Raw genomic sequence first — 17,754 nt, 5'->3', positions numbered from 1 at the left:
GGAGATTCTGGATAAAATAACGGTAATCGATCACCCAGTGGTGGCCCGCGATCTCTCCATATTGCGGAATAAAACCACAGGTACTGACGAGTTCCGAGCTGCCCTGGGACGTATCGCCACAATCCTGGCTTATTTCTCGCTGAAGGATCTCCCGCTGCGAACCACCACAATCAACACTCCAATCACCGCAACCGATGGCTGTGAAATTGACACGGAAATTATTGTTGTCCCCATTCTTCGTGCAGGACTCAGCCTGGTAGATGCAATTATCAATTTTATACCCGATGCCAAAGTTGGCCACCTGGGTATGTATAGAGACGAAGAGACGCACAATCCGGTAGATTACTACTCAAATCTTCCGGAAGGTCTCGATAACGGCTTAACTCTTGTCGTAGATCCGATGCTGGCTACAGGCGGCAGTGCTGACGATGCCATCGGATTTTTGAAAAAACAGGGAGCCAACAATATTCGGTTTATCTCGTTGATATCTGCACCTGAAGGATTGGAACGAATTTTGAAAAAGTACCCTGATGTTCAGATCATCACTGCTGCAGTGGACGAGAAACTGAACGAGCAGGCTTTTATCGTTCCGGGACTCGGAGATGCGGGCGACAGATTTTTCGGCACAACTTAGCCGGCTACGTCTGATCTTTTTAAAACCGGATATCATCAGACAAAGTCGAATAATACTGTATCGATCCGCCTGATTCCAAGCGATTATTTATGATTAAACATCCGTTACAGATCATTCCGCCATTGTTGCTACTTTCACTCCTCCTGTCCGGAGCCTGCAGCAATCTGTCTGACTACGACAGTGAACAGGTTCAGTCTACCCTGAATGATTCACTGATCACAACTACAGAAAGCTGGGATGTTCGAATGACTCTCATGCAGCAGGAAAGAGCCAGAATCTATATCGAGGGGAATTATGCAATCAGCTATCAATCCAAAGAGCGGGCAGAAACACACATCGACGGACCGGTTTATGTTCAACTTTTCGATACGACCGGAGCTGTAGAGACTGAAGCATGGAGCCGACGCGCAATTTATCTGGAACAGCAAAGTGAGTTTGAGCTGTATGATTCGGTCCGGGTATTAACAAATACAGACAGAGAACTCTACTCCGACTATCTGGTATGGTCGCAAAAAACAGACCGGATAACATCCCCCCGTTTTGTCACCATTATCACCCCATCCGACAGCATTTCCGGCAGAGGATTTGATGGATTAACGGATCTATCTGAGTATGTGATTGAAGAGCCTCGAGGAAGGCGTATTATTGACTGATGAGACTCCCGATCATGCATAGCAAAACAGCATCTATTTTACTTGTCATTCTCTTTATGATCCCCACTGCTGTACTCTCACAAACCCGGGTAAATATCCTGGACGCTGATCGGGGTGAGGGTTCTGTCATCAATGGACAGCAGGTACAAAAGTTGTTAGGTAACGTGAAAATTTCGACTGATCGAATGATGCTGGATGCCGACAGTGTCTATCAGTTTACAGAAGAAAACCTGTTTCATGCCTTCAATATTCAGATTGAAACCGAATCAGAAATGATCTGGGCTGATACTCTTTACTACAATACACAGACAGATTATAGTGAGCTTCGCGGAAGGGTTATTGTTCAGTCCGAGTCGAACACAGTTTTCAGTGATGCCATGGATGCAGCACTGGCTCTGGATCTTATCATTTTCAGTGATCCTGTCCGGTTTGAGGATGAGCGGGGTACACTCCTTGCAGAATCCGGCCTATATTATCAGGATATAGACAGTGCCGCATTCAGAGGAAACGTTCAACTGGCCGACAGCACACAATATCTTGAAGCCGATTCTCTATTCATGAACCGTCAAATCGACCTTTATGAACTTTTTGGACGTGTTTACGCTGATGATTATGAAGATCAGGTCACTTTTTCCGGTAATTATCTCTATGCGGATTCTACCGGTTATCGCCTGCTCACAGGTGATGATGCCTGGCTGATGGAGCTCAACGAGAATGAATCCGATACCACGCACCTTCTGGCAAAAACAATAGAACTGGTTGAGACCGATACAACATCCACGATGGATGCATTTGAGAATGTAAGAATCTGGTCTACAAAATTTACTGCCATTGCCGATACTGCTCTCTACAGAGATCATGAAGAGAAGTTTGAGCTGCGATCCAATCCAAAACTCTGGCAAAAAAATATGCAGTTAACCGGGCCGGTCATTGAGGCTTACCTCGAAAATGATGATATCCGATTTCTCTCATCCTATCCCAGGCCAATCGCAGTTCAGGAGGATACGATAACCGGACGCCTTCATCAAATGGCCGGCGATACTCTGCACGCATACTTCGCTGATGGAGCCGTTGAACGAATTGTTGTTTTTAATGAAAGTGAAATTATTTTTCACCAGCGTGATGAAGAGGATCAGCCCGATGGTTTACTTGAAATGATAGCGGCAGGTTCGTCCACCATGTTCTTTGTAGATGGTGAGTTCGATCTGTTTAAAGCAGAGCGAAATATTGACGGTTCCTATCTGCCTGAATCCCCTCAAATTGTAAACCGCCGCCTGGACAACTTCTCCTGGAATCCGGAACAGAAGCCACAAAAACCCGTGATTCAGAATCCGCGCCTCCCGGCAATCCCCGAAGAGCGGCCCTTTGAGTTGCCGCCGAGATATGTGCGATATTTGGAAAACATTCAGAATTGAAATTTGAGAAGTATTATTGACTCTCACCTCTTTTATTTGTCACTCATTTGATAAGTTTTTTTGAAGAGTATAAATCATTTTCTGATTTTCATCACGCATTTGAAACAGTTCATCTTGATCTCCTATGTTTTATATTAAACTCTATTTTTCATTAGACACATCTACATATTCATTCTTACAACTTAAATTTAGAAACCTCTCAATTCTCATATCGCTAGTCTCATGTCTGACCAAAAAGAAGCTTTTATTGTTGATGCCGTTCGAACACCCATCGGAAATTTTCGTGGAAGCCTCTCACCTGTTCGAACCGACGATTTAGCCGCACATGTGATCAAATCTTTGATGAAAAGGAATTCAGAGCTGAATCCCGCAGCAGTTAACGATATGATTATGGGATGTGCTAATCAGGCCGGGGAAGACAACCGAAATGTTGCTCGAATGGCTCTTCTATTGGCGGGACTTCCATTTACGGTTCCCGGTGAAACGGTGAACAGGCTCTGTGCTTCCAGTATGTCGGCAGCCATCCATGCCAACCGAGCCATCAAAGCCGGTGACGGGGATCTGTTTATCACCGGCGGCGTGGAGCACATGACTCGCGGACCCTGGGTAATTTCAAAATCAACCAAACCGTTTGGAAACGATTCTGAGATGCACGATTCCAGTTTTGGCTGGAGATTCATCAATCCAAAACTGGACGAACTGTACGGAACCGATGGGATGGGAAATACAGCGGAAAATCTTGTTGAGAAGTACCAAATCTCCCGGGAAGATCAGGATCAATTTGCGGCCTGGTCTCAACAAAAAGCTGCCAAAGCGAGAGAATCCGGACGTTTGGCCGAAGAGATAGTGCCGGTAGAAATACCCCGGAGGAAGCAAGATCCTCTGCTGTTTGAAGAAGATGAATTTATACGCCCGTCAACCACACCGGAAGTTTTAGCTAAACTGCGTCCGGCTTTCAAGAAAGACGGCAGCGTAACTGCGGGTAACTCCTCCGGGCTAAATGATGGCGCGGCCGCCATGCTGATCGCCTCGGGTCAAGGATTGAAAGAGCACGGATTGAAACCCATGGCGCGAATTGTCTCATCCGGAGTTGCCGGAGTGGAACCGAGAATTATGGGGATCGGACCGGTTTATGCATCAGAGATCGCTCTCAAAAAAGCGGGATTGACTTACGATGATATGGATATCATTGAGCTGAATGAAGCCTTTGCAGCGCAATCATTGGCTTGTACTCGAAAAATGGGACTTGACGACGATGATCCCAGAATCAACCCAAATGGCGGCGCTATTGCTTTAGGGCATCCATTGGGAATGAGCGGTGCCAGAATCTTGCAAACTGCTGCTATCGAACTACAAAAACAGAATAAACAGTACGCGCTGGTAACCATGTGTATTGGAGTGGGGCAGGGATACGCGGTAATTCTGGAACGTGCCTGATTGTTATTCATCTCTGTACCAGCCGGGGATCACCAGCCTTAAAATTGCGCAGTAAAAATAGAAACTGCCGATCATTACAAACTTACCCACACCGTCAACGGTTGGGTTTTCGAAATAGAATACGGCAAATATGGGTGGCCCGATTACAAAAATCAGAAATGAAATGAGCCAGCCAATTCTTCGCTCCTCAATCAGCATTTTGAGCAACAGCGGCACAAACAGTAGTGCCGCACCGGCTGCCAACAAAAAGGCTAAAGGGTATATATAGCTCAATAGAAAGAGTGATGAGCCGGACAGTTCATAATCCAGCCAGGTATGAACCTTAGATATCCAATAGTTACTTGATGGATTTATTTCCATTTCTATCCATTAAATTTGTGGGATACGGCCATGAAATTATTCCGGATATATTCTCGCTTCGATTATTTTATCGCCAACCTGCAGCTTATCCAGAACATCCAGTCCCCTGGTGATCTGGCCAAAATTGGTGTAATGTCCGTCAAGGTGTGGTGCCCAGCGATGCATAAAGAAAAACTGACTTCCTTCCGTATCCGTACCGGAACTGGCAATTCCTGCCATTCCACGTTCAAAAGTCTCATATGATGGCTCGGTAGGGATTCGATAATCAGGTCCACCGAAACCGTCCCTTCGATCAAAATCCCCGCCTTGTGCTACAAAATTCCTGACTACCCTGTGGAATACAACTCCATCATAAGCGCCTGATCGTGTAAGACTATCGATGGAGGAAACTGTAAATGGAGCTTCGATAGGATTCAGGCGTACAACAAGTGTCCCTTTTTCTGTTTTAAGCTCCCAGAATGGACGCGTTCCCATTTCGTATAAGCGATTTGTATCCGGCAGCCTGAATGGTTCATCAAATTCAATATCGGCTGGTACAAAACGGTCCGGGAATCGCTCTTCCAAGACCGTTCCGACTATCTGAGCTTGCTCTGTACTCCCTGTCTCCACATAGCTATTATATGCATCCTGAAGGTGGGTAAATACATGATCTTCAAATAGTTCTTCATCCAGAAATATCTGTGTCAATCCATCCAGGGCAGACCTGTTTGATTCGCTTAAAACCAAAGCAAGAAGTTCATCTACTTCTTCTCTATAACGATTCATCATGCCGGGCCGCTGCAGAAATGTGGTCAGCATTCGTCCCGCATGAAGTGCTTCTATCCCACCCTTTTGAATAAGTGAAGCCAACCGCTCATAATACTCTTGATCACTATCCAGTGCACTGTAAACAACAAGAAATCGATCTGTCAAATATGGGTTGTTTTGCGCAAAATGATCTAACCTGACTCTATGGGGCGAGACCCGATATCCGTTTCTTAAAAATAGATTTAATGAAGTGACAAAGATCTCTGCATCCCTTGTGGTTTGAGTCACCTCTTTTTCGATCTGTTCCAGAAATTGAGGTGTAAGCCTGTCAAATTGCGCCAGTGACGCGAGGGTTTGAACAACAACATGGTTGTTCTTGTGATCAAGAAGTCTAAAGATCGGTTCAACATCATCACTGCGAGGAACCCTCTCTCCTACTGCAATGGAAAGATCTACGGAAAGTCCGGTCATGGAATTCAGTTCTTGATCTGAAAGCGAATCCATCACAACATGCAGCCCTTCATTTCCAAATATTCTTACCATCGTCATATCCACAAATTCATCCTGCCCCACTCCAAATTCAACCCACTTGTTCATCAATTCAGCGGTAGAGTTCGATGGCACTTCAGGCCTGTTCAGTGCGGCGCGATAATATCCATACAGTAAATTTCTTCGAATTATAGAACTATTATGATCCAGCGCCGATCGTATCAGATCCATGCTAAAACTTTGGGGCATTTCCTCCCTTGCAAGAATACCTCCCACAGCTTTTGCACAATGAATTGACTCTAACGCATGATCAGAGTTCATAAGGAATTCGGCATCCGCCCGATTTCCCAGTCGAAAAAACACTTCGCAGACTTCTTCAGATTGAATCTCTCCTGTTTGAAACGCTTCTCGGACCTGAGCCAGGTGGTCATCATTTAAGTCATGAAAACTGAGTGCAAACCATCCGCCTTTTTGATCCGATCGAATTACCCTATCAAAAAGAAGTTTTAATTCACTGTCATCAAGGTCCGTTTTTGCCAATGCTCTCCAGGCCAAACTGGACACTTGCGGCTCCTCATGATCAACAAATTCCATAATACCGCTGAAATTTCGATCTGAAACATGTTGAAGCAAGTCCGGATAATCAGTTATAACTACCTCATACCGCTGGAGGTAATCCGGATCACCTGAGCAACTGCTTAAAAAAAGCACTCCAAGAAAAAGTGAAAAAATAGTACGGTATTTCAAACAAATAAGATTGAATTTTGAATCAGAAGTTCTTTTCTTGCACATATATCTTACAGTAAATAAATTTGGTTATGGATAAAGCTCAATTGACTCGTAAACAGAAAGAATTTCTCGATTACATCGTAGAATACAAAAACGATCACGATGTATGGCCAACCTATCGGGAAATCTCCGATGAGTTTAACTATAAATCTCCAAACAGTGTAACCCAAAATATTCAGGCCCTGCTAAAAAAAGGTTATCTGATTAAAGGTGAGGATGATGAGTACGATATCCATCCCGATCACGAAGATATACTCGGTATACAAAAAGAGGGAATCGAAGTTCGAGGAGTCATTGCCGCCGGGTATCTTCAGGAAGCCGTTGAGGCCGATCTTGGAAAAATTACACTGGAAACTCTATTTCCAAATCTTGACCAAATGTTTGCTCTTCGGGTATCTGGCATGAGTATGAAAGATGCAGGTATTTTTGATGGAGATTTTGTACTTCTGATGGACAGCGATGTTAAAGATGGGGATATCGGGGCGATTTTATACGATGGCGAAACGAGCCTGAAACGAATTTTTTATGATCAGAATGGATTACGGCTCGAACCGGCCAACGAGGAGTACGATACCATTCACGTTGAACCGGATGTGTTTGAAGAGGTCAGAGTGATTGGCAAATATATAGGCCACGTGAATCGAAACGGCATTCACAAAGCGTTCTGATACAGCAATCAGCTATTGAGAGTAACAGATTACTGAGACTGCTTCCGGGTACCCTCATCTTTTACGGTCTCCAGATGGCCGTTAGCTCCTTTTCGTGATTCAAAAAGCTGGGAGTCTTTAATCCATGCACGACCACCATCGCGTTGTAGACGTTTCTTATTTTTGTACTTAAACGCTTGCTTGTGAAGGTCGGGTAGTTGTTTCATAACTGTGTGTAATTATTTTTGAGTGTAAAATACAGCAACTCTGCAATTTAGAAAAACTGATTTTAGCGAAAATAAACTTCCTCCAGAATTCATCCGGCAATCTTTATTTCCTCATTGAATCACCCAATCAATACTTGCAAACACAAACATCAGTAAGCTAAAAAACATTCTTTAAAGGTTTTCAGATTTAATGAAAAAGCATTATCTTTGGTTTCTATCCAAATTATTGAATTGCAATCAAAGAAATTATTTAATCCTATGTACGCTATCGTAAAAATCGGCGGGCATCAATACAAAGTTTCTGAAGACCAAACACTGTTTGTCAACAGGCTGCCTGAAGCTGAAGGTAAAGTAACATTTGAAAATGTACTTTTAGTTAAAGATGAGAAAGGAAAAGTAAAAATTGGCCAGCCAACCGTTGACGGTGCAAAAGTTGAAGCATCTATTGTTGAGCATCTGAAGAGTGATAAAGTCATTGTCTTCAAAAAGAAACGACGTAAAGGATATCGGGTAAAAAACGGACACCGACAGCCAATTACCCAAATTAAAATTGACAAAATTTCGTAATTAACGACGACGAGGTATACCAATGGCACATAAGAAAGGTCAAGGCTCCACAAGAAACGGACGAGATTCAGAATCGAAACGACTGGGTGTTAAAAAGTACGGCGGCGAAGTAGTTAAAGCCGGTAATATTATTGTACGCCAGCGCGGAACAAAATTCCACCCCGGTGAGAATGTAGGCCGCGGCGGTGATGACACTCTATTCGCACTGTCTGACGGAAAAGTAACGTTCAGGCGCAGAGGCAATGGAAGAAAATATGTATCTGTTGAGCAGGTATAAATTTTCATCTTCTTACTGAAAGAATTTTAAAGCTCCGATAATTTTGTCGGAGCTTTTTTTATTTTAAAGAGAACTTCTTCCGGTAGATCATCCCAATTCATGTGCCATGACTCATCATATTCCCGACTTCCCTGAGCTCCAGTTTGGTTCGATATATTGCATAGGCCGAAATTATGCCAAGCATGCCAAAGAGTTAAAAAATGAAGTTCCGTCGGAACCGGTTGTTTTTTTAAAACCGCGCAGCAGTCTGATATTTAACGGCGACTCAATTAAAATTCCCAACTCATCAAAAAATGTACACCATGAAGTTGAAATGGTGATCTTAATTGGAAAAACCGTAAAGAATATTTCTGAACAGGAAGCACTTGAATCCATAAAAGCTGTTGGTGTAGGATTGGATATGACCGCACGAGATATCCAGTCTCAGGCAAAATTGAAAGGTCTGCCCTGGACACTCGCTAAAGGCCTTAACACTTTTGCTCCTCTTGGAAATTTAATAGAATATCACCCTGGGATTGATCTTACTGACCTCAATATTACTGTATCCGTTAACGGAGAAGTTCGCCAGACTGGAAATACTTCTGACATGCTCTTCCCCGTTGTCAGATTAATCTCTTACTTATCTCAACATTTCACACTTACTCCGGGCGATATGATCTATACAGGTACACCCGAAGGTGTTTCAAAAGTTGAGAAAGGTGATCTCATTAAAGCCTCGTTGGGTGAAGGACTCTCATCACTACAAGTCCATGTTTCATAGATTCTTCATTATCCCTTTATCGGTCATTTTTTTACTCCCGAGTTCTCTTGTGTATGGACAGGATAGCATTGAATTCTTAAATGACTCAACAGAATATCTTTGGCCAACTGATGCCACCAAATACCTCTCCTCCACTTTTGGTGAGACCCGTTCCGCACATCTCCACTCCGGAATTGACATTCGGACCTGGGGGCAGGAAGGCTATAAAGTGTACGCATCCAGAAACGGCACTGTTCACAGGATTGGAATCGGGCCACACGGTTATGGAAACGTCATTTATTTGAGACATGACGACGACACCTACACAGTATATGCCCACCTGAACCGATTTGAAACCGATTTGCAAGCCTATGCCGACTCAATTCGATTACAGGACTATCGGTTTGAGCTCGATCACTTTCCAAATGATGATCGATTTGTATTTCAACAAGGAGATGTAATCGGATATACCGGCTCAACAGGTGTCGGCCCTCCGCATCTCCATTTTGAAATCAGGGATTCCAATTTCAACCCAATCAACCCTCTGCTTTCAAACCTTGCAGATGATGTAGACGATTCATTACCGCCCGTATTCACACAGCTCGGCATTGAATTTTTGAGTGAGCAGAACTACTCATTTACAGGATATGAAATTTTCCCCGCACGTGGCTCTAACGGACACTATGATTTTGGAAAAATCACTGTAAACGGCCCCGTAGGATTATCCGTTAATGTTCACGACAAGGCGAACCGGGCACCTAACTCCTATGCCGTCCACTCATTAATGATGGTTCAGGATGGAGATACTCTCTTCCATTCTGTTAAGGATCAGTTTTCATTCTATCATTCGAATGACATGTTTCTGGATCGCTCCTATCCCATTTTAGCCAGAACTCGCCAGGGATTTCAAAGACTGTTTCGGGTTTCAGGAAATCGGCTCCCAATTTATCAAAGCCTGAAGAATGAAGGTGTCATTCATTGGAAACAGGGAGAATACACAATTCAAATAGTTGCAGAGGATATTTACGGAAACCAATCCGTTGCATCACTCACTCTGAATATTGAAAACTCAGATGACGGTGGCGATATCCAATACGTGGCAACCTATCCGCTACCCAGTCAGGATTTAAATTTTGAGCCACATAATTGGGTATCATCACAAATTGTGGCGGAGGAATCTTTAATAGCTTCTGCCGGTCCTGATATTTCGACTTCTATTTTTCGCGAAAAACAGTTTCTCTATACAACCCATACCTCCTCCGAAAAACAACTGATACCGGGAGAAGTGGATCTGCTCCATACAGCAGATCAAAAACTGTGGATTCAATTTCCAAGTGAAGCACTGTACGACTCTTTGACAGTCAGAATGAATGTGCAACAAACATCAAATCAGATTGACATTGAATTTTCACCTGTTAAGCTGCCGATCAATCGGTCTGCCCGCTTCAATTACATTCTTCCGGAAAACTTTCGGCATAAAGAGACTTTGGGGCTCTATTCTGTTGATCCCTATAGAAACAGAGAGCGATTCATCAGAGCAGATATTTCGAATGGAATGGTACGGGCTTCTCTGAATGAAATTACTAACCTGAGGCTAAAAGAAGATTCTATTGCTCCCTGGGTAGGCAGACCGGCAATAACCCAAAACCTTGGTGGTATGCATATTGTTCGAATTCCTGTTAAAGATGAAGATAGTGGAATTGACTTCCGAAAATCTAAAATTACCGTAAACGGCGAAAAAGGAATTGTAGAGTACGACCCTGAAAAGAACTTTTTAATCTTTTACCACCCGAGATTTCTACCGCTCCCTGCCAACACCGTTGCATACGAAGTTTTTGACGGAGTTGGCAATCGGAGAGCCGGTGAGGTTACTGTACCCTACAATTAAATATAGGCGATACAACTTATTTCAACCTTCACATATTTAGGAAGAGCTTCCACCGCAACAGCTTCACGTGCCGGCAGGTTATCGGAAAAGTAGGTTCCATATACTTCATTTACATTGGGGTACTCTCGCATGTCATCCAGAAAAATTGTGCATTTTAGCACTTTATCCAATCCGGAACCGGCCTCTTTCAAAACTTCAGAAAGATTTTTCAATACCTGATGGGTTTGTTCTTTCACTCCTCCTTGAACAACTTCATTCGTTATTGGGTCGAGTGCAATTTGTCCGGAACAGTAGACAACTCCGTTATGAACGGTTGCCTGTGTATAAGGACCTAACGCTTTGGGTGCTTTGTTTGTAGAAACAGTTTTATGATTCATTTTTATTTATTTTGAAACATTATCGGTTAAATAAGCATTGTACTAATATATGGTAACTTCACTGAACTGACGGAAATTAATTATCACTCCGTCCAATTATTGCGGAAAGCGCTATATATGTTTACTTTCACTTCTACGAATATAATTAACAACAGATAGAATAAAACACATGAAAATTCTGAAACCACTACTACTCATCTTTCTACTCGCAGGGTTCATGTGGGGCTGTGAAACCACAGATCCATTGGTTAACGACGTTCAAGTCCAGCTCCTGACAGGTAATTTCGATGAAGCACTGCAAATTGTTGACTCAGCAATTGCTGAAGATGACAACAACTATATCGCTCACTACTACAAAGGCTATGTTCTGAGTGCCCAAGCCGAAACACTTGAAGACCCAAGAGACCGTAAAGAGTACTACGAGCGTGCACGGGTATCCTACGATAGAGCAAAAGAGATTATGAGTTCTCTCGAAGAGCAGCCGGATGAATACCAGGAATTGGAAGATACAGTGACTTCTTTCTGGGCTGATGAATTTAACGCAGGTGTAAATATCCTGAATGATGACAGTTTAAATGCTGCCACACCGGATCCTAACTACACCGCAATTGCGCACTTTGAGAATGCAGCAACCATCCAGCCAGACAGTGCCCTCACCTACCAGGTGATGTCTTCAGCTTATTTTAATGAGCAGGATATGGAGAACGCAGTATCGAGCTACGAAAAAGCGATGGAATTGCTGGGAACCCCGGAAGCAGACGATTATGAGTACATGGTTGGAATTCTTCTTGTAAATGAGGACTACGCTAAAGCCATTCGGTACGCCGAAGAAGCACGTTCAGTTTATCCTGACGAATCGATCTTCATTCAGCTACTTGCTGATGCATATCTACAATCCGGCGACAGAGACCAAGCTATTGAACTTGTGGAAGGGTTAATTGCAGATGATCCCGAAAACCCACAATACAGAAGAGTACTTGGTACTCAGATCTATCAGCTCGTAAATGAACTGAACGATGAAGTGAGCAGTCACTACGACGAAATGTTTGATTTACGACAGGAAGCACGAAATGCATCAGGTAGTGAACTTCAGCGTATTGAAGATCGAATTGAAGAGCTTGAAAGCCTGATTGAAAGAAAACAACAAGATTCTGATGAGATGGTTCAGATTGCTATCCGTGAGATGGAAAAAGTTGTTGAGCTCGAACCTGATGATGAATCAGCAAACTTTATTTTAGGAATTATCTACCAAAACAGAGCGGCCAGTTATTTTGAGCGTAGAAATAACACTGACGACAACGAGGAGTCTCAAATGTTTGATGACATGGCCCGGCAAGATCTGGAGCAGTCACTCGTTTATTACGAAAGAGCTGCCGAACTGAATCCGGAAAATCCAGAAAACTGGCAGTCACTTTTCCAGGTTTATACCATTCTTGGCATGGAAGAGAAAGCCGAAGAAGCAATGGAAAAAGCCGGAATGTAATTCCAACTACTCGAAATTAACTCTATGATAAATTTTAAAACCCGAATGGTGAGTATTTTACTCACCTTCGGGATTTTTTTTGCTTACTCCTGCACAACAACTGAACAGGCATCTACAAATAGCCCGCAACAGAGTGTTGAACAACTTCTTGATCGGTTGAATACCATTGATGAGCAACTTCAAAGGTCACCTAATAACAGTGACTTATTGATTAAAAAAGCTGACTTGCTGTCTGAAATTGCTCAAAAAACGGACCCACCATCACAGCGAGAAATCTACTATCGCAATATTCGTGATATTGCCGACAATGGAATTTCTTCACAATCCGGCATCAAACGGTTGGATGAAATTATTCGCAGCAGTTGGTCACTTGAACAAGGCGAAGGTGTACGCCTGCTTCAACAAGAGAATAACGGGGCCGACCGCGAACTGAATCAAAAAATTGTTGCCCACTTATCAAATGCAATCACCGTAAACCCAGACAGTCTGGTTACTTATAGCCTTCTGGCAAATACCCACTACCGTTCCGGCAGTTACGAGCAGGCAATTCAAGCGTTGAACGATGCCCTTGCTGTCCATGGAGACGATCAGCCGGATATCCGCGAAAAACTGGCTTATCTCTATCTGGAATCGGGAAATATTGAAACGGCGATAAACCGATACGAAAATCTGAGTTCAGAGTATCCTGACAGACCTCAAATCAAGCACGGCCTCGCAAATGCCTACATGTTAAATGGCGACCATGAATCTGCTACTATAATCCTTAACGAACTCATAGAAAAATATCCCGGAAGAATTGAGTATAAGGAGTCGCTGGCAAGTGAGCTCTACTTTACATTTCGCCGTGATATCAATGCACTGATCAACAGAAATGATGACATCGTTCAATCTGATGTTGACCCGATGCTTACACAGCTTACTGAAATAGACAGCCTTTATAACGAAATTGATGAAACCGTTCCACTCTCTGATGAACACGCTTACCGAAAAGCTGCATATTTAAAGAACAGTGCACTTCTCCTTGCCGAACTATCACAGAAAACAGAATTGGAGTCTGTGATACAAAAGCGCTCAGAACTTCTGGAACGATCTCTGGAACTGTGGGAACGTCTTTCTGAAAACAATCCCGATAACATTAATTATATTCGAAATCTTCACAATATCTATCTGGAGCTGGATATGAATGAAGAAGCGGAATCACTGAAAAGATCATATAACCTGTAAGAGATGAAATTTAATACAAAAGCGATTCATGCCGGACAAAAGCCGGAGGAGACTACAGGAGCGGTCATGCCTCCGATTTTTCAAACATCAACTTATGCTCAAAAAGCCCCGAATGACCATCAGGGCTATGATTATGCCCGGGTGGGGAATCCGACAAGAACCTCTCTTGAGAAATTAATCGCCGGACTGGAAGGCGCGGATGAATGTGCTTGTTTTGCAAGTGGTGTTGCCGCAATTGATGCGGTTATGAAAACCCTGAAACCCGGCGATCATGTCATTTCAACGAATGACCTCTATGGTGGAACTTACCGACTATTTACTACAGTATTTGAACCGTACGGGATTGAGTTTTCGTTTGTGGATATGACAGACTTGAATGAGATAGAGAATGCCATTCAGGAAAACACCAAACTGGTATGGATGGAAACTCCCACAAATCCGCTGCTACGGATTATTGATATTGAAGCTGTTGTTGACCTGTGTGATGGCAAAGATATTTTAACAGTAGTAGATAACACCTTTGCTTCGCCTTATCTCCAGCGCCCGCTCTCTCTCGGGGCTGATGCTGTCATGCATTCCACCACCAAATATCTGGGGGGACACTCCGATGCTATTGGCGGAGCTGTTGCTACTTCAAACAAAGAGTTTATGGAAAAGCTCAGATTTCAAATTAAAACCTCTGGCGCCGTTCCGGGCCCGATGGATTGCTATTTGATTTTGAGAGGTATTAAAACCCTTCACGTTCGTGTACAACGGTCGGTAGAAAATGCCAGGAAAATTGCCGACTACCTGAATAATCATTCAGCTGTCGGTGAAGTATTCTATCCCGGATTGGAATCTCATCCACAGCACAAAATTGCCGCAAAACAGATGGATGATTTTGGGGCGATGGTCTCCTTTAGCCTGAAAGACGACTCTATCGAAAAAGCCTCACAGTTTATGAGTAAAACCTCTATTTTTACTTTAGCAGAAAGCCTGGGAGGAGTGGAATCTCTTATCAGCCATCCTGCTTCAATGACACACGGATCTATTCCAAGGGAAGTAAGACTGAAGGCCGGCCTTAAAGATTCACTCATCAGGCTTTCCGTTGGTATTGAAGATGTTGAAGATCTGATCAACGACTTACATCAAGCTTTTTAATAAAAAAACTACCATAACATTATGAAGAACGCAGTAATTGTAGCAGCTAAACGAACACCGCTGGGTGCCTTCGGCGGAAGTTTGTCATCTTTCTCAGCTCCTGAACTTGGAGCGGCCGTCATCAGCGAACTGGTAAAAACGGCCGGTATTAAACCCGATGACGTTCAGGAAGTTGTAATGGGTAATGTTTTAACTGCCGGAATAGGTCAGGCTCCCGCACGCCAGGCCGCTCTGAAAGCCGGAATGTCTGAGAAAACCCCTTCGACTACAGTAAACAAGGTGTGCGCATCAGGTACCAAAGCAATTATGATAGCTGCCGATCAAATTGCCCTGGGGCAGAATGATATTATGGTTGCCGGTGGCATGGAGAGCATGAGCAATGTTCCATATTACCTGCCTAAACACCGGTTCGGGGCAAAGCTCGGACACTCCAATGTTGAAGATGGAATATTGAAAGATGGATTGTGGGATGTTTACAACGATTTCCACATGGGTAATGCAGGTGAAATTTGTGCAAAAGAGTGTAATATTAGCCGCGAAGATCAGGACAAATTTGCGATCACATCCTATAAGCGAGCTATTGAAGCTACCGAAAAGGGCTACTTCAAAGATGAAATTGTAAAAATGAAGGTGAAAGACCGAAAAGGTAACGTAACCGAGGTTGAACAGGATGAAGAGCTCGGACGCGTAAATTTTGATAAAATACCTCAGCTCCGTCCCGTTTTCGATAAGGAGGGAACCATCACTGCAGCGAATGCAAGCAGTATCAACGACGGTGCAGCGGCTGTTTTAATGATGAGTGAAGAGAAAGCAAAAGAGTTGGGGTTAAAACCTCTGGCGAAAGTAGTTAGTCACGGTAGTGCTGCAAAAGCTCCCGAATGGTTCACAACCGCTCCTGCCGATGCCATCCCGATTGCACTTAAACGTGCCGGTTTGAGCAAGGATGATATCGACCTTTTTGAAATCAATGAAGCATTTTCAGTTGTTTCACTGGCAAACAATCAGATTCTCGAGCTCGACCCTGAAAAAGTAAACATTCACGGTGGAGCGGTAAGTATTGGTCACCCGATTGGATGTTCCGGGGCAAGAATTATCGTAACATTGCTCCATGCACTGAAACGAACGGGTGGTAAGTATGGCTGTGCGGGTATCTGCAACGGCGGTGGCGGAGCATCCGCACTGGTAGTAGAAATGCTCTAAGCTATAAAACGTAAACATCCGTCGGTATTGACAATTATTTTGCATTTTTGAGCCGACGGATGTATAATATTTCAGATTGTAAATTCATGTTTTAAAACGATTATTCGTTTTTCTTTATAACCAATTAGAAGCAAAGCACTTCGCCTATTATAAACTGCTACAACCACTATTTTCGGAACTAAACGTCATTTATTGACTCTAACATTTTTTAACCCTAATCCGATATTTAAATACGCGATCTTTATCCATACCGTTTGCAATAGTATCACAACAAATAATTGCCGGTATCAAGTAGCAAATCAAGGCAACATATTATGAAACAAGCATTATCATCCATCTTTTTAGCAGCAATTCTGGCGCTTTCGATTCCTGCAGCACAGGCTCAGGTTGGCATCACTGCCGTACCATTTTTACAAATTGAACCGGACTCAAGAGGTGCCGGAATGGGTAGCGCCGGAGTTGCCATTGCCGATAATGCCTCAGCAATCTTTTGGAATCCTGCAGGTCTCGCTTTTCAGAATCAAAATCAGGTGAGTATAACACATGCAAACTGGCTGCCTGCCTTCAATGCTGACCTTTTTTATGACTACTTGGTCGGTACATACCATGTTGACGGTATTGGAACCATTGGTGGACATATCACTTTTTTGAACCTCGGTGAGCAGGTTCGAACCGATGAATTTGCCGAAAATCTTGGACGATTCAACAGTTACGAAATTTCCGCCGGACTTTCCTACGGTTATCAGCTTTCAGACAATTTTGCGCTGGGTACAGGAATCCGATATATCTACAGCTCTCTGGCAGATGGAGAGGTGAGCGGTCAAAAAATTAATCCCGGTTCAAGTGTAGGTGTGGATATCGCAGCCCTTTACAAATCAAACCCTTTTGAAGTAGCCAACAGAAATGCTTCATTCAATGCCGGTTTGAATCTTTCCAATATTGGCCCGGGTATGCAGTATACAGATAATGCTCAGAAAGACCCGCTGCCAACCATGCTTCGACTCGGTTGGGCCTACACAATGGATATTGACGATCGCGGTATGAACACTATTACTTTCACTAATGATATTTCAAAAGTAATGGCCAGAACAGAGCGTACCGTTGACGAAAACGGAGATGAGGTATATGAGCCGATGGGTGTTTTTAAAGCACTCTTCAACTCTTGGGGCAGCCTGGAACGCACCAGAGGCCAGGGCGAAACTGTTTCGTTAAGTCTGCCACAGCAGCTAATGTGGGGTTTTGGTTTAGAGTATTGGTACAATAATCTGTTTGCCCTGAGAAGCGGTTATTACTACGAAAATCCGGATAACGGAAACCGAGAGTTTATTACACTTGGCGCCGGACTTCGTTACAATATTTTTGGCGTGGACTTCAGTTATATCTATACGCTGGAAGAAGATCATCCGCTTGCTAATACGATCAGACTGAGTCTTCTTGTAAACTTCCAGTAAGCACTATGTG

The 17,754-nt window shown here is 43.4% G+C and carries 17 protein-coding genes and 1 pseudogene; 14 read left to right on the top strand and 4 right to left on the bottom strand.

From position 1 onward, the window contains the following. Positions 1–7 precede the first annotated feature (7 nt). From upp to pcaF, 4 genes are all read left to right on the top strand, one after another. Positions 8–634: a uracil phosphoribosyltransferase gene (gene upp, locus BG260_RS02435; protein WP_087148675.1), complete on the top strand. Its 627-nt coding sequence runs from the start codon at positions 8–10 to the stop codon at positions 632–634. Positions 635–723: 89 nt separating this feature from the next. Further along, entirely contained in the window at positions 724–1,287 is a 564-nt protein-coding gene (lptC, locus tag BG260_RS02430; RefSeq protein WP_069130345.1) for an LPS export ABC transporter periplasmic protein LptC, read from the top strand. Then, positions 1,287–2,702, top strand: a complete 1,416-nt coding sequence (locus tag BG260_RS02425; protein ID WP_083750055.1) for an OstA-like protein — start codon at positions 1,287–1,289, stop codon at positions 2,700–2,702. Before lptC ends, BG260_RS02425 begins: the two co-directional genes overlap by 1 nt. 222 nt (positions 2,703–2,924) lie before the next feature. Continuing rightward, positions 2,925–4,139 (top strand): 3-oxoadipyl-CoA thiolase, encoded by a 1,215-nt coding sequence (gene pcaF / locus BG260_RS02420; protein WP_069130344.1) that lies wholly within the window; start codon positions 2,925–2,927, stop codon positions 4,137–4,139. Positions 4,140–4,142: 3 nt separating this feature from the next. Here the strand turns inward: pcaF and BG260_RS02415 are convergent, their stop codons facing one another. Beyond that, positions 4,143–4,499, bottom strand: a complete 357-nt coding sequence (locus BG260_RS02415; RefSeq protein WP_069130343.1) for a hypothetical protein — start codon at positions 4,497–4,499, stop codon at positions 4,143–4,145. A gap of 36 nt (positions 4,500–4,535) precedes the next feature. Continuing rightward, complete coding sequence (locus BG260_RS14250; protein ID WP_218089711.1) at positions 4,536–6,482, bottom strand: peptidylprolyl isomerase; 1,947 nt, start codon at positions 6,480–6,482, stop codon at positions 4,536–4,538. A 71-nt stretch (positions 6,483–6,553) separates the two neighbouring features. Between BG260_RS14250 and BG260_RS02405 the strand changes: the two genes are divergently transcribed. Beyond that, positions 6,554–7,192, top strand: coding sequence for a LexA family protein (locus BG260_RS02405; RefSeq protein ID WP_069130342.1), 639 nt, complete (start codon positions 6,554–6,556; stop codon positions 7,190–7,192). A gap of 29 nt (positions 7,193–7,221) precedes the next feature. Here BG260_RS02405 and BG260_RS14120 read toward each other — a convergent pair whose 3' ends face one another. Beyond that, positions 7,222–7,398, bottom strand: coding sequence for a hypothetical protein (locus BG260_RS14120; RefSeq protein ID WP_176719413.1), 177 nt, complete (start codon positions 7,396–7,398; stop codon positions 7,222–7,224). Between the two features lie 258 nt (positions 7,399–7,656). Here BG260_RS14120 and rplU point away from each other — a divergent pair. The 4 genes and pseudogenes from rplU to BG260_RS02385 form a co-directional block, all read left to right on the top strand. Beyond that, positions 7,657–7,959: pseudogene (rplU, locus tag BG260_RS02400) on the top strand (50S ribosomal protein L21); the annotation flags it as partial. A 28-nt stretch (positions 7,960–7,987) separates the two neighbouring features. Further along, complete coding sequence (rpmA, locus tag BG260_RS02395; protein WP_069130340.1) at positions 7,988–8,242, top strand: 50S ribosomal protein L27; 255 nt, start codon at positions 7,988–7,990, stop codon at positions 8,240–8,242. A 106-nt stretch (positions 8,243–8,348) separates the two neighbouring features. Continuing rightward, on the top strand, positions 8,349–9,002 hold the full coding sequence (locus tag BG260_RS02390) for a fumarylacetoacetate hydrolase family protein (RefSeq protein ID WP_069130339.1): 654 nt from the start codon (positions 8,349–8,351) through the stop codon (positions 9,000–9,002). Beyond that, the gene (locus BG260_RS02385) at positions 8,992–10,869 is read left to right on the top strand and encodes a M23 family metallopeptidase (RefSeq protein ID WP_069130338.1); all 1,878 of its coding nucleotides are present in this window, start codon (positions 8,992–8,994) and stop codon (positions 10,867–10,869) included. The genes BG260_RS02390 and BG260_RS02385 overlap by 11 nt, the downstream gene beginning before the upstream one ends. Here BG260_RS02385 and BG260_RS02380 read toward each other — a convergent pair. Further along, positions 10,866–11,246: a RidA family protein gene (locus BG260_RS02380; RefSeq protein WP_069130337.1), complete on the bottom strand. Its 381-nt coding sequence runs from the start codon at positions 11,244–11,246 to the stop codon at positions 10,866–10,868. The two genes, BG260_RS02385 and BG260_RS02380, sit on opposite strands and share 4 nt — an antisense overlap. 169 nt (positions 11,247–11,415) lie before the next feature. On the opposite strand from BG260_RS02380, the gene BG260_RS02375 reads away from it, so the two are divergent. The 5 genes from BG260_RS02375 to porV all read left to right on the top strand — a co-directional run bounded on the left by BG260_RS02375 (position 11,416) and on the right by porV (position 17,744). Further along, on the top strand, positions 11,416–12,729 hold the full coding sequence (locus BG260_RS02375; RefSeq protein ID WP_083750054.1) for a tetratricopeptide repeat protein: 1,314 nt from the start codon (positions 11,416–11,418) through the stop codon (positions 12,727–12,729). A gap of 24 nt (positions 12,730–12,753) precedes the next feature. Then, positions 12,754–13,953, top strand: coding sequence for a tetratricopeptide repeat protein (locus BG260_RS02370; protein WP_087148672.1), 1,200 nt, complete (start codon positions 12,754–12,756; stop codon positions 13,951–13,953). A 3-nt stretch (positions 13,954–13,956) separates the two neighbouring features. Beyond that, on the top strand, positions 13,957–15,093 hold the full coding sequence (locus BG260_RS02365; protein ID WP_069130334.1) for a cystathionine gamma-synthase: 1,137 nt from the start codon (positions 13,957–13,959) through the stop codon (positions 15,091–15,093). Between the two features lie 21 nt (positions 15,094–15,114). Next, positions 15,115–16,293: an acetyl-CoA C-acyltransferase gene (locus tag BG260_RS02360; protein ID WP_069130333.1), complete on the top strand. Its 1,179-nt coding sequence runs from the start codon at positions 15,115–15,117 to the stop codon at positions 16,291–16,293. 314 nt (positions 16,294–16,607) lie between these two features. Further along, positions 16,608–17,744 carry a type IX secretion system outer membrane channel protein PorV gene (gene porV / locus BG260_RS02355; protein WP_069130332.1) on the top strand — a complete coding sequence of 379 codons (1,137 nt, stop codon included), beginning with the start codon at positions 16,608–16,610 and terminating at the stop codon, positions 17,742–17,744. The last annotated feature ends 10 nt before the right edge of the window (positions 17,745–17,754 follow it).

The organism is Rhodohalobacter halophilus (assembly GCF_001715195.1).
In the GTDB taxonomy this organism is placed as follows: domain Bacteria; phylum Bacteroidota; class Rhodothermia; order Balneolales; family Balneolaceae; genus Rhodohalobacter; species Rhodohalobacter halophilus.
This window is presented reverse-complemented; position numbering and strand designations above follow the sequence as displayed.